Below are 13,368 nucleotides of genomic sequence, written 5' to 3' on the forward strand. Positions count from 1 at the left end.
CCCCTAACGGAGTCGGAGGGCCTTCATGACCTTGAGGCTGCGGGTCATGAACTCGGCGTACTTGGCGTCGTCCATGCCCAGCGAGGGCGCCATCGGCAGCAGCCGCTGGTGGGCCACGGTCTGCGCCTCGGTGTACTTGAGGATCCCCTCGGAGCCGTGGCGGCGGCCGAGGCCGGACTCCTTCATGCCGCCCATGGGGGCCTGGGCGCTGCCGTAGGCGGGGGCGTACCCCTCGTTGATGTTGACGGTGCCGGTGCGCAGGCGGGCGGCGACGGCGTGGCCGCGGCGGGCGTCCTTGGTCCAGACGCTGGAGTTGAGGCCGTACGGGGTGGCGTTGGCCTGGGCGATGACCTCGTCCTCGTCCGTGAACCGGTAGATGGAGACGACCGGGCCGAAGGTCTCCTCGGCGCAGACCGCCATGGGGGCCTCGACCCCGTCGAGGATGGTGGGTTCGTAGAAGAGGGGGCCGATGTCGGGGCGGGCGGTGCCGCCCGCGACGAGGGTGGCGCCCTTGGCGACGGCCTCGTCCACGTGCCGCTGTACGGTCTCCAGCTGGCGCGCCCCGACCAGGGAGCCCATGTCGGCCCCGTACGCGAGGGCGTGGCCGAGCCGCATGGCCTTGGTGCGGGCGGCGAACCGCTCGACGAAGGCGTCGGCGATCGAGGCGTGGACGTAGAGCCGCTCGATGGAGATGCAGAGCTGGCCGGCGGAGGAGAAGCAGGCGCGGACGGCTCCGGCGGCGGCCTTCTCGATGTCGGCGTCGTGCAGCACGAGCATGGCGTTCTTGCCGCCGAGTTCGAGGGAGACCCCGACCAGGCGGGCGGCCGCGCCCTGGGCGACCTCGCGGCCGGTACGGGTGGAGCCGGTGAAGGAGACGTAGTCGGCGTGCCGGACCACCTCGGGGCCGACGACGGGACCCTCGCCGAGGACGACCTGGAAGACCTCGGCGGGCAGCCCGGCCTCGATCAGCAGGTCGCGGGCCCACAGGGCGGTCAGCGCGGTCTCGGTGTCGGGCTTCATGACGACGGCGTTGCCCGAGACGAAGGCGGGCAGGGCGTCGCCGACGGACAGTTCGAGGGGGTAGTTCCAGGGGGCGATCTGGCCGACGACCCCGCGCGGCTGACGCAGCTCGGTGACCTTGGTCAGGGTGGGCATGGCGCCCGTGTGGCCCTTGGGACGCAGGTACGAGGGCGCCTTGCGGCCGTAGTGGCGGGCGGCGACGGCGACGGCCTGGACCTCTTCGTGGGCGTGCAGGCGCGCCTTGCCGGTCTCCAGCTGGATGAGGTCGAGGACCTCGGACTGGCGGGCCAGGACCAGGTCGTGGAAGCGCAGCAGGACGGCCGCGCGGCGGCGTACGGGCACCGCCGCCCAGGCGGGCTGGGCGGCGCGGGCCTTCTCGAAGGCGGTGGCCACGTCCTCGGGGGTGGCTTCGGGGAGGTCCGCCAGCTCGTCCCCGGTGAAGGGGGTGTGGTTGGCGGTCCGGCCGGAGCCGATCACTCCGCGGGTCAGCCGGGTGACCAGGTCGGGGGTCACCACGTCGGCGGCGGTGCGGGCGCCCGCCGGGACCGGGGCGACCGGGTTGGTGGGCCGGGGTGCGGCGCGGAGGGGGGCGGCGGGGGCCTGCGAGTCCGTCATGGCGGTGAGCGTATTCCGCCCGGGAGCCTTTGGGTACCCGTGGGTAACCGGATTTTGCCAAGACTGCCAGCGATCGCTGGCGCGATCGGGAAGGTATGGCGTGATCGATCCGCCCGGCGCCGCCTCCGGGCCCGCTCAGCCCTTCTTCGCCGGGGGCTGCCAGCCGCTGAGCACCGTGTCGAACTGCTGGCGGATCTTCGGCCATTCGTTCGCCGGACCGGACATGTACACCGCGTACTCGGCTCCGTCCGGGCCGATGTACATCTGGTCGATGGCCCGGCGCGGCCCGGGGTGGGACACCTTCTCCGTCCAGCTGAACTCCCACAGACCGCTCTGGGTGGTGTCCCGGAAGGTGTTCGGGCGCAGGATCTCGCGCTTGTACTCCGTCCGCTCCTTGACCTGCTTCTCCAGGTCCAGGAGGTGCGTGTACGGGTTCGGGTGGTCCGGGGTCGGGTCGACGGCGATCCGGATGAGGTGCTTGCCGTTGTCCGGGGTGTAGTCGATCTGGTTGCCGTCCATCTGGCGCGTCCAGCCGTCCGGGACGAACAGCGTGAAGCCCGCCGGGTCCGTGACCCGCTTCCAGCCGCTGGGCACCGCCGTCTTCGGCTGGGCACCGTCGCCCGGGGCCTGCTGGTCGCTGACACCGGCCGGCTTGTCCGTGGAGCCGCCGCCATCGTCCTCGCGGTCGAGGTACGTGAGCACCCCGAACACCCCGCCGCCGCCGAGCAGCGCCGCCACCAGGGCGACGGCGGCGACCCGCTTGACCCGCCCGGGCGGGCGCCCGGCCGTCCGGGGCTCGCCGAAGGCCGTCGTCGGGGCGGGCGCGGGGGCGGCGGCCGGCTCCGGCTCCGGCTCCGGGGACAGGACGGGGGCCCGCTCCTCGGCGGTGACCGCCCGCGTGGGCACGTACGCCTGGGCCGCCTTGGGCTCGCGGCCCTCCATCGCCTCGATCAGCATCCGCTCGGCCTCGGCGGCGGAGGGCCGCTGCGCCGGGTCCTTGCGCAGCAGCGCGGTGATGACCGGGCTCAGCGCACCGGACTGGCGCGGGACGGGCGGCTCGTCGTTCACCACGGCCTGGAGGCTGGAGATGGGCGACGTACGGCGGAACGGCGAGCGGGCCTCGACGGCCGTGTAGAGGGTGGCGCCGAGCGACCACAGGTCGGAGGAGGGATCGGGGGCGCCGCCGGTGACCCGCTCGGGGGCCAGGTAGTCGATGGAGCCGACGAGTTCGCCGGTACGCGTGATGGAGGAGTCGCCCTCGATCGCGGCGATCCCGAAGTCGGTGAGCAGCACCCGGCCGTCCTTGGCCAGCAGCACGTTGCCCGGCTTCACGTCCCGGTGCAGGACGCCGACCGCGTGCGCGGCGCGCAGCGCGCCCAGCACGTGCAGGCCGATCCGGGCCGCCTCGCGGGGCTCGATGCGGCCGGCGGCCTTGGCGGCTTCCGCGAGGGAGGGACCGTCGATGTACTCCATGACGATCCACGGCCGGTCGTCGTGCTCCAGCACGTCGTGGACGGTGACCACCGCCGGGTGCTGGATCCTGGCCGCGGCCCGGGCCTCCTTCTGGGTCCGGGCGTGCAGGACTTCCCGATCGGCCTGGGCCACGTACAGACCCGCCGTCAGTTCCTTGACCGCCACGGTCCTGTGCAGCAGCTCATCATGCGCACGCCACACCTTGCCCATGCCGCCGCTGCCGATGGGCTCCACGAGCCGGTACCGGCCCGCGAGCACCGCACCCGCGCCTGTCTGCTGTTCCACGAATTCCCGCCGCTCTGTCCACTCCAGGTCAGATTACGGAGCCTGCGGGTGCTGCCGGAACCGGGCGGGGCCGGATAGACAGCACTGTGACGCAATCGCCGTACTGACGGCCGGTCAGCCTCCGGCCTGGTAACTCGCCGTGGCCTTCTCGAAGACGTCGGTGACCTTGTCCTCCTCGTCCTTCGGTCCGGTCACCAGGACCACGTGGTAGCTGCCGCCGAGGGCGACGACGAAGTTGCGGGCGAGGACGGAACGGCCGGTGGAGTCGATCCAGGTGTAGCGGCCGGTGACGCGCAGCTGGCCGCCGACCGTGGTGCTCTTGACGTCGCCCGCCTCGGACCAGGTGGAGTTGCGGTACGGGGACAGCTCCGGCTCCTTGTCCTGCTGGTACGCCTTGGGGTCCGGGTTGCCCTCGACGCGGTCCCGGCCGGGGACCACGGTGAGGGTGAACGCGCCCTGCGTGTACCGCACCTGACCGGCCTCGTTGATGCTCCGGCGGGTCCAGCCCTGGGGGACGGCGACCGTGAAGTGCTCGGGGTCCCGCTCCACGGTGTAGCCCTCCGGGGCGGGGGCGTCCGGCGTCGGGGCGGGCTTGGACTGCGGGCTCCCGGAGGGGGTCCCGCCCGAGGGGGTACGGCCGGGCGTCTGCTGTGCGGGGGCCGAACCCGCCGGGCTCTGCGCGGCGGTGGGCTGCTGGGCCTGCTGCTCGCCGGTCCCGCCGGAACGCGGCAGGAACAGCAGCGCGTACGCGACGGCCCCGGCCAGCAGGGCCAGTACGCCGACCAGCAGGGTCCGGCCGAGGGAACGCGGCGTGCGGGGGGTGGCGGGGTTGCGGTGCCGCCCGTGCAGGTCACCGCGCCGGCGGACGACGGGCAGCCGGGCGGGATCCGGCTCCGGCATCGGGAGCGCGGCGAAGTCCCCGTCGGGCTCAGGCGCGGAGCGCACGAGGGAGCGCAGCCAGCCGCGGAGCTCCTCGAAGTCGGGTCGCTCGGTGGGGTCCTGACGCAGCAGGGACTCCACGACGGGGCGCAGGGGGCCGCATTCCTCGGCGAAGGCGGGGGGTTCGGCGCAGACCATCTCGACCAGTTCGGCGACGCTGTCCTCGGGGTACGGGGCGTGGCCCTGGACGGCGCGGTACAGCAGGGCTCCGAGGGCCCAGAGGTCGGTGGCCGGGCCGACGGGGGCGGCGAGCTGCCAGTGGCCGTGGACGGGGCCGGCCTGCTCGGGTGCCCAGCGCTCGGTGACGGCGCCGACGACGGCCATCCGGGTCTGCCGGGCCCGCTCGGCGTCGAGCCCGGTACGCGGCCCGCCCCCGCCCCAGGCGCCGCCGGGGGGTCCGGGCGGGGCGGCCCCGGCGCCGGGCGGCCGGACCGGGGACACGGGGCGGGGCCGCTCCGGGGCCGCGGGGAGCGCTGCCTCGGCCTGGCGATATCCCTGCGGGAGGGCAAGCCGCGCGGGCAGCCCGGACGGGGCCGCCTCGGCCGCCCACTCCGCCGGCGCCCGGCCCTCCCACTCCTGCTCCGGGCCGTGCGCCGTCCCCGGCTCGGGCTGCCACTCCGGTCCCGGGCCGTACGTCGTCCCCGGCTCGGGCTGCCACTCCGCCTCCGGGCCGTACGTCGTCCCCGGCTCGGGCTGCCACTCCGGATCCGGGCCCCGCTCGGGCGCCCACTCGGGCCGCGGCTCGGACTGCCACTCCGGTCCCGGGGCGGGCTCCTCCTGGTGCGCCGCCCGGTCGGGCTCCTGCTCGGGCCGCGCCGGGTGGCGGGGGGCGGCCCCGTGCCAGGGGGTGGCGGCGGTGTCCGGGCCGCCGTACGGGTACGCGTACTCCTGCGGCAGGTTGGCCCCGGTCGGCGGCAACTGCGGTACCACCACCGGCCCGCGTTCCCCGCGCTCCCGCGCCACCTTCGCGGCGGCGGCCCGGGTCCCGGCCCGGTAGGCGGCGATGGTGCCCGCCCGGGCGGTGGCCTCCGGGTCGGCCCGCTCCTCGGGGGGCCGTACGGGCTCCGGGACGATGTGGTCGGAGTAGCGCGGCCCGGTGTCGTACCCCGGCGCCACCAGCGGCGCGTACACGGGCCCGGCCGGCGGGGGCACCGGCGGCACGGGCAGCGGTGACGCGGCCGTCGGCGGTACGGGCACCGGCGGCGGGTCACCCCACCCGGCCTCGGGGTCCGGGCCCTCGTCCCCGCCCTGCGGGCCCGGCGGTTCGGAGTCCGGCGCGGGCACCGGGTCGTACCCGCACAGGGCCTCCTCGGCGGCACCCGCCGCCAGCCCGGTCAGGACGACCCGCCCGTCCTCGCATATCAGCACGGTCCGGACCGTGATGTTGCGGTGCGTCCAGCCGTGCGCGTGCAGCACTCGCAGCGCGGTCAGCACGTCCGAGGCCACTTCCGCCGCCCGGTAGGGGCTCAGCGGTTCATCGGCGATCAGCGCGGCGAGCGGCCTGGCGGGGACGAGTTCGCTCACTATCCACAGCGAGTCCCCCTCCGCGAACACGTCGAAGACCTGGTCCAGCCGGGGGTGGTCCGGTACGGAGGCGGCGGCCTGCGCGGCGGCGATCGCCCGGCGCACCGCGGGAAGTTCCCCGGCCGCCGCGGACTGCGTACGGGTCCCGTCGAGCAGCTCCGCGTCGACGACCTCGGGTAACGGCACCTGCCGTACGAGGACTTCCTGGCCGCTGCGCGTGTCGAAGGCCCGGGTCTCTATCAGCTCGTACTCGTCCGAGGGCGGCAGCGGCAGACGGTAGCGCTCGGCCAGGATCCGGCCCGCGTACTCCTCCACATCGCCTCCCCCGAGTGCGGCGGGTCCCCCATGGCCCCGCTGACACGATACGTCGCCCGGGGCGCCCGCGTCCCGGGCTTGCGAGGCCCGTCAGCCCAGGGACTGGAAGGTCTGGAACGCCGTGTTGCGCAGCTGCGTGCATTCGGGGCCGTCCCACTGGTCGGCGGGGCAGCTGATCATGATCGCGTAGCCGTGCTTCGCGTCCATCCGGAAGCCGCGGTTGAGGACCCGGACCTTGACCCCCTGCTGCTCCCGCTCGAACTCCCAGTCGGCGACGGTCGGGTAGCCCCGGTAGTCCACCGTGTCGATGCGTATGAGGCGGTAGTCCTTGCTGCTGCCCGCCGTGCCCGGGGCCAGCTCCAGCCAGGCGGCGCGGGCGTCGGAGCCCGGGCTGTCGGTGTAGTCGACCTGGATCCGCGGGAAGCCGCCGTCACGGCTGTATATGGCGCCGGAGTTCTTGCCCGCGGTGCCGGTCTGGTGGAAGCCCTCGGGCATCCCCATCGAGAAGTGGTACCGCAGGTCGGTCACCGTCGTGTACCCGGCCGGGAGCGCCCCGCCGGGACCGCCGGGGCTGGCTCCCTGGCCCTGGCTGTTCTGCCCCTGTCCCTGTCCCTGCCCCTGGCCCTGGCCCTGACCGGGGTCGCCGGCCGGGGTGGCGCCGGGCGTGGCCCCGCTCGGGGTGGCGCCCGGCGAGGAACCGGCGGAGGCGGCCGGGGAGTTGCCGGGAGACCCGCCGGGGGCCGGATTGCCCGGGGACTGGACGCCGGAAGCGACGGGGGAAGGCCCGCCCTTGCCCTCGTTCTTGCGGCCGCCGTCCTTGTCGTCGCCGCTGACCAGGTACGCGATCAGCGAGCCGAGCACCGCCAGCACCACGACCACGCCGGCTATCGCGAGCGCGATGGTGCGGCGGGACATCACGTCCGTGAGCGGGGCCGGTACCGGTGACGGCCGGGACGGTGCGGCCTCGGCGGCGGAGGCGGTCGCGGCCTCGGCGGCCGCCGCCTTGCGGGCCGACTTCAGCGCGGCGCGGGTCCGTTCCCGCTGCTCGCGCTCGCGCCGCTCGCGTTCCTTCTTCGCCGCCTTCTCGGCGGCCTTCTCGGCGGCCTTCCCGGCGTCGGCCTCGGCCTTGGTGAGCGATATCGGCCGGGTCTCCTCCACGGCCGGTACGGGCTCGGGGACGGGGACGACCACCGGCTCGGGGGCGTTGAGCACCGCCGTGAGCATCTGCCGGGCGCCGTCGTCGTCGATCCGGTGGGCGGGGTCCTTGACCAGCAGCCCGTAGATGACCTCGGTCAGCGGACCGGCGTTCTTCGGCGGGTCCACCGGCTCGGTCATCACCGCGGTGAGGGTGGCGAGCGCGGAGCCCTTGTCGTACGGGGGCACGCCCTCGACGGACGCGTACAGGAGCCCGCCGAGGGACCACATGTCGGCGGGCGGGCCGGGCTTGTATCCGCGGGCGCGCTCGGGGGAGATGTAGGAGGGGGCGCCGACGAGCATGCCGGTGGAGGTGACGGAGGGGTCGCCCTCGACCTGCGCGATGCCGAAGTCGGTGAGGACGACGCGGCCGCTGGCGGCGATGAGCACGTTGGACGGCTTCACGTCGCGGTGCAGGATCCCCTGGCGGTGCGCGGCCCGGAGCACGTCGAGGACCGCGAGGCCGACCTCGGCGGCGCGGTGCGGGGTGAGGGGGCCGTTCTCCCGGATGAACTCGGCGAGGGAGGCGCCCTCGACGAGCTCCATGACGATCCACGGCCGGCCGTCCTCGTCGACGACGTCGAAGACGGTGACGGCGCCCTCGCTGCGGATCCGCGCGATGGCCTTGGCCTCGCGGAGGGTACGGGTGATGAGGCGGCGCTTCTCGTCCTCGTCGACGCCGCTGCTGAAGCGGAGTTCCTTGACGGCGACGGTCCGGCCGAGCACCTCGTCCTCGGCCCGCCACACGGTGCCCATGCCGCCCTTGCCGAGCACGGCCCCGAGCCGGTACCGCCCCGCCAGCAACCGCCCCTCGTCCTGCCCGTCCCCGCCCTTGCCCGAACCGCCGGAACGGGGCTTCGCGGCCACGGCCTTCGCCTCTTCGTCCACCGACTCGGGCTCCGCCCCGCCGACAGCCGCAGGCTTCGCACCGTCAGCGAACTTGCCCACGGATACGCCGACAGGCTTCTCCCCGTCACGGGACTCGTCCGCCGCACCGGTCTTCGCGTCGGCAGCCGCAGGCTTCGCGGCGTCGGCAGGCTTCGCGTCGGCAGCCGCAGGCTTCGCCGCGTCGGCAGGCTTCACGTCCGCAGCCTCAGGCTTCGCCGCGTCCGCGGGCTTCACGTCCGCGGGCTTCGCCCCGTCAGCGGAGCTGGCCGACACGGCGGAAGCGCCGCCCTCGGCAGGCTCCGCGGCGGCGGTCCGTGCCTTGGGGATCCTCGCCGGCCCGGCGGCGGTGTCCTGCCCGGGCGCGGGCACCGCGTCACCGTCCAGCTCCGCCGAAGGCGACCCGGCAGGCGCCCCGGCAGGCGATTCGGTGTGCTCCGGCTTCGACATGCGTCCCCTCTGCGATCGTGCAGCCTGCCCCGGCTGCCCCGGCAGCCGCCGGGGGGCACGGTAACCCACCCCGGCAGAAACCTCATTGTTGCTCACTCCGCATCGGACGGAAGCCCCGGGTCCAACGGTTCCCCCTCCGACGTCGCGGACTTACAACGGCACGATGTCGGGCGCTCCCAGCCGTGCCGCGTCCGCCGTCTGGTCGTCCGGCTGGCGCTGCGATTCGCGTTCCGCCTGGACCCGCTTCTCGTAGTGCTCGACCTCCCGCTCGATCTGCTGCTTGTCCCACCCCAGCACCGGAGCCATCAATTCCGCGCATTCCCGGGCCGATCGGGTCCCCCGGTCGAAGGTCTCGATCGAGATCCGGGTCCGCCGCGTCAGCACGTCGTCCAGGTGCCGGGCGCCCTCGTGCGAGGCGGCGTAGACGACCTCGGCCCGCAGGTAGTCGTCCGCCCCGGTCAGCGGCTCTCCCAGCCCCGCGTCGGCCGCGATCAGGTCGAGGAGTTCCTCCGTCAGGGAGCCGTACCGGTTCAACAGGTGTTCCACCCGCGCCACATGGAGTCCCGTGCGCGCCGCCATCCTGGCCCGGCCGTTCCACAGGGCCCGGTACCCCTCCGCCCCCACCAGCGGCACGTCCTCCGTGACGCAGGGCGCCACCCGCTGGTCCAGCCCGTGCACCGCCTCGTCGACCGCGTCCTTGGCCATGACCCGGTACGTCGTGTACTTGCCGCCGGCCACCACCACCAGCCCCGGCACCGGATGGGCCACCGTGTGCTCGCGCGAGAGCTTGCTCGTCGCGTCCGACTCGCCCGCCAGCAGCGGCCGCAGCCCGGCGTAGACGCCCTGTACGTCGTCCCGGGTCAGCGGCACCGCCAGCACCGAGTTCACGTGCTCCAGCAGATAGTCGATGTCCGCGCTCGACGCCGCCGGGTGCGCCTTGTCGAGGTCCCAGTCGGTGTCCGTGGTGCCGACGATCCAGTGCCGCCCCCACGGGATCACGAACAGCACCGACTTCTCGGTCCGCAGGATCAGCCCGGTGCTGGAGTGGATGCGGTCCTTCGGGACGACCAGGTGGATGCCCTTCGAGGCCCGTACGTGGAACTGCCCGCGCTCCCCGATCAGCGCCTGGGTGTCGTCCGTCCACACCCCGGTCGCGTTCACCACCTGCTTCGCGCGGATCTCGTACTCCCCGCCGCCCTCCACGTCCCGCACCTTCGCGCCCACCACCCGTTCGCCCTCCCGCAGGAAGCCGACGACCCTCGCCCGGTTGGCGCAGTGCGCCCCGTACGCCGAGGCCGTCCGCACCAGCGTGGCGACGTAGCGCGCGTCGTCCATCTGGGCGTCGTAGTACTGCAGGGCGCCCACCAGCGCGTCCTTGCGCAGGGCCGGCGCGATCCGCAGCGCCCTGGTGCGCGAGAGGTGGCGATGGGTGGGCAGGCCGCGCCCGTGCCCGCTGGAGAACGACATCGCGTCGTAGAGGGCCACGCCCGAGCCCGCGTAGAACCGCTCCCAGCCCTTGTGCTGGAGCGGGTAGAGGAACGGCACCGGCTTCACCAGGTGCGGGGCGAGCCGCTCCAGCAGCAGCCCGCGCTCCTTCAGGGCCTCGCGGACGAGGGCGAAGTCGAGCATCTCCAGGTACCGCAGGCCGCCGTGGATCAGCTTGCTCGACCGGCTCGACGTGCCGGACGCCCAGTCGCGGGCCTCCACCAGGCCCGTCGAGAGGCCTCTGGTCACCGCGTCGAGCGCGGTGCCGGCACCGACCACCCCCGCGCCGACGACCAGCACGTCCAGTTCACGCTCGGCCATCCGGGCGAGCGCCTCCGCGCGCTGCGCCGGCCCCAGTGTCGCTGTCCTCACGGCTGCCTCCCGTTGGTGCGGGCCGAACCCGCTCGATGCGGGTGATCCCGCTCACATCTCCCGTTTCACGATTCTGACCGGCCGCACCGACATCAGCCACCGCCTGTGGACAACACAACGGTAGCCACCACCCCGCAATGCGACATATCTGTCATATATACGCCTAGTCTGACATTGCGCCAGCTCCCGGCGGTCTGCGGACCCATCCGGTCCCCCTGCCCCGGGGACGCGTGCGCACCGCCCCCTCATGCCAGGGAAGGGAAGGGACGGCCCCCCATGCCCGCAGATCTCGCCGTCATCGGACTCGGCCACCTCGGCCTCCCCCTCGCCCAGGCGGCCGTCGCCGCCGGAATCGAGACCGTCGGCTACGACAGCGGCCCCACCACGGACAGCACCCTCACCGCCGCCGAGATCCGCAGGATGTCGGCGGCCGGCTTCCGGGTGACCACCAACCCCGCCGAACTCGGCCGGGTCCGCACCGCCGTCATCTGCGCCCCCACCCAGCTCGGCGCCGACCGCGCGCTCGACCTCTCCGCCGTCGGCGAGGCGGGCCGCGCGCTCGCCGCCCGGCTGCGCCCGCACACCACCGTGATCCTCGAATCCGCCGCCCACCCGGGCGTCACCGAGGACTACCTGCGGCCGATCCTGGAGAGCGGCTCCGGACTGCGCGCCGGGCGGGACTTCCACCTGGCCTACTCCCCCAGCCGCCACGACCCGGGCAACCGCACCCACGGCATCGCCAACACCCCCAAGGTCATCGGCGGCCTCACCCCCGCCTGCACCGAGTCCGCGCACGCCTTCTACGCCCGCCTCACCGAGAAGGTGGTGCGCGCACGCGGCCTGCGCGAGGCCGAGACGGTCCAACTGCTGGAGACCAACTACCGGCACGTCAACATCGCCCTCATGAACGAGATGGCGGTCCTCTGCCACGACCTCGGCGTCGACCTGTGGGACGTCATCCGGTGCGCCGAGACGAAGCCGTACGGGTTCCAGGCCTTCCGCCCCGGCCCGGGCGTGGGCGGACACGGCGTCCCCCTGGACCCCAACTACCTCCCCCACACCACCCGCACCCCGGGCCACCCCCTGCGCATGGTCGGCCTGGCGCAGGAGATCAACAACCGGATGCCGCAGTACGTCATCCAGCGTTCGGCCACCCTGCTGAACGAGCACGGAAAATCCGCCCGCGGCGCCCGGGTGCTGCTGCTCGGGATCACGTACAAGCAGGACCTCCCCGACCAGGAGGGCTCCCCCGCCCGCGAGATCGCCAGCCGCCTCCTCGACCTAGGGGCGCAGATCAGCTACCACGACCCGTACATCGCCTCCTGGCGCGTGCGCGACCAGCCCGTCCCCCGCGCCGACTCGCTCTACGAGGCCGCCGCGAACGCCGACCTGACGATCCTGCTCCAGCACCACCGCACGTACGACCTGCAAGGCCTCGCGGTGAAGGCGCAGCTGCTCCTCGACACCCGGGGCGCCAGCCCGGCCGGCGCGGCACACCGCCTCTGACCCCTCGCCCTCGCCCGCTCCGCCCCGGATCACGGCCCGGTCGCGGTCCGATCACGTCCCGCACCGCCTCGCCCCTCCGCCCGAAATCCCCCCTTCGGATGTCGTCGCCCCCTGCTAGCCTGCGGCGTCACTTATCTCGCACTTACGCTCGACCAGCGGACGTGCGTCGTCAATCCCTGGGGGGGATTCCCGATGAGTCAGAACTTCCAGCCGCCCGCGCCCTCGTCCTACACCGAGGTGCCCGCCCCGGCCCCCGCCGCTTCCGGCAACCTCGGCCTCGGCATCCTCGCCGCCGTCGTGGCCGCGGTCGTCGCCGCCGGCGTCTACGGCGGGATCACCGCAGGCACCGAGCACGAGATCAGCTACGCGGCCGTCGGCGTCGGCGCCCTGGTCGGCTTCGCCGCGGGCAAGATCGGCGGACGCAACCCCGCCCTGTCCGCCGTCGCCGCCCTGCTCTCGCTGGCCGCCGTGTTCGCGGGCCAGCTGTTCGGCATCGCCCTGCTCGAGGCGGACGCGTTCCAGGTCGGCGTCATGGACGTTCTCGGCCAGGGCGTGTCCCCGCTCATCAAGTTCTGGCAGGCCGGTGCGGACGGGTGGACGTTCCTCTTCCTCGCCATCGGCGGCTACGCCGCGTTCCAGATCTCCCGCAAGGTCGCCGACTAGGCACCCGACGGCCCGCGGCTGAATCGGAGCGCTTCGCTCCGATTCACCCGCGTACGTGGCGCTGAGCAGGCACGACGGCATCGGAAGGCCTCCGAAATACGCCGCCGAAAGCCCTGTCGGGACCGATGACGCCGGTCATATTGATCCGCGCGTGTCTGCGCTTACGCCGCCTCCCGGCCGGCCTCTCCTCGATCCCACCGAGCACTTCCCGGCCCTGGCCGAGCTCTGCTCCGCCGTCCGGCTGAAGGACGCGGAGGCCGTGGCCGCCGCCTTCGAGGCCCTCCCCGACGAGGACGACCGCGCCCTCGCCTCCTGGACCGTGGCGGAGACGCCCGACTGCGAGGCCTTCCTCCGGGAGCGCGCCGACCGCCAACCCGGCGACCCGCTCCTCCGCACCCTGCTCGCCACCCGGCTGGTCCGGCGCGGCTGGGAGATCCGCAGCGCCGCCCGCGCCGAGGACGTCACCCGCAAGCGGTTCGACTCCTTCCACGCCCACCTGCGGCGCGCCGAGATCCGGCTCATCGACGTCTGCGCCGAGCACCCGCGGTACGCCGCCGCCTGGTCCCTGCGCCTCACCACCGCGCGCGGGCTCGAACTGGGCCTGATCTGCCTGCGTCGCCGCCAACGGGGCCTGAGCTGACA

8 protein-coding genes are annotated in these 13,368 nt (G+C 74.0%); 3 read left to right on the plus strand and 5 right to left on the minus strand.

Annotation, left to right across the window (positions count from 1 at the left end):
- Positions 1 to 3: 3 nt before the first annotated feature.
- From ACFV0Q_RS10280 to ACFV0Q_RS10300, 5 genes are all read right to left on the minus strand, one after another.
- Complete coding sequence (locus tag ACFV0Q_RS10280) at positions 4 to 1,635, minus strand: succinic semialdehyde dehydrogenase (RefSeq protein ID WP_385003449.1); 1,632 nt, start codon at positions 1,633 to 1,635, stop codon at positions 4 to 6.
- A 135-nt stretch (positions 1,636 to 1,770) separates the two neighbouring features.
- Entirely contained in the window at positions 1,771 to 3,393 is a 1,623-nt protein-coding gene (locus tag ACFV0Q_RS10285) for a serine/threonine-protein kinase (RefSeq protein ID WP_385003452.1), read from the minus strand.
- Positions 3,394 to 3,507: 114 nt separating this feature from the next.
- Positions 3,508 to 6,171: a serine/threonine protein kinase gene (locus ACFV0Q_RS10290; RefSeq protein WP_385003455.1), complete on the minus strand. Its 2,664-nt coding sequence runs from the start codon at positions 6,169 to 6,171 to the stop codon at positions 3,508 to 3,510.
- Between the two features lie 90 nt (positions 6,172 to 6,261).
- Positions 6,262 to 8,700 (minus strand): serine/threonine-protein kinase, encoded by a 2,439-nt coding sequence (locus ACFV0Q_RS10295; protein ID WP_385003458.1) that lies wholly within the window; start codon positions 8,698 to 8,700, stop codon positions 6,262 to 6,264.
- A 150-nt stretch (positions 8,701 to 8,850) separates the two neighbouring features.
- Entirely contained in the window at positions 8,851 to 10,557 is a 1,707-nt protein-coding gene (locus tag ACFV0Q_RS10300; protein ID WP_385003461.1) for a glycerol-3-phosphate dehydrogenase/oxidase, read from the minus strand.
- A 276-nt stretch (positions 10,558 to 10,833) separates the two neighbouring features.
- Between ACFV0Q_RS10300 and ACFV0Q_RS10305 the strand changes: the two genes are divergently transcribed.
- The 3 genes from ACFV0Q_RS10305 (at position 10,834) to ACFV0Q_RS10315 (ending at position 13,366) form a co-directional block, all read left to right on the plus strand.
- Positions 10,834 to 12,063, plus strand: coding sequence for a nucleotide sugar dehydrogenase (locus ACFV0Q_RS10305; protein WP_385003463.1), 1,230 nt, complete (start codon positions 10,834 to 10,836; stop codon positions 12,061 to 12,063).
- A 192-nt stretch (positions 12,064 to 12,255) separates the two neighbouring features.
- Positions 12,256 to 12,726 (plus strand): hypothetical protein, encoded by a 471-nt coding sequence (locus tag ACFV0Q_RS10310; RefSeq protein ID WP_385003466.1) that lies wholly within the window; start codon positions 12,256 to 12,258, stop codon positions 12,724 to 12,726.
- Between the two features lie 151 nt (positions 12,727 to 12,877).
- Complete coding sequence (locus tag ACFV0Q_RS10315) at positions 12,878 to 13,366, plus strand: hypothetical protein (RefSeq protein WP_385003468.1); 489 nt, start codon at positions 12,878 to 12,880, stop codon at positions 13,364 to 13,366.
- Positions 13,367 to 13,368 lie beyond the last annotated feature (2 nt).

Origin of the sequence: Streptomyces sp. NPDC059564 (assembly GCF_042735575.1) — a bacterium.
Classification (GTDB): domain Bacteria; phylum Actinomycetota; class Actinomycetes; order Streptomycetales; family Streptomycetaceae; genus Streptomyces.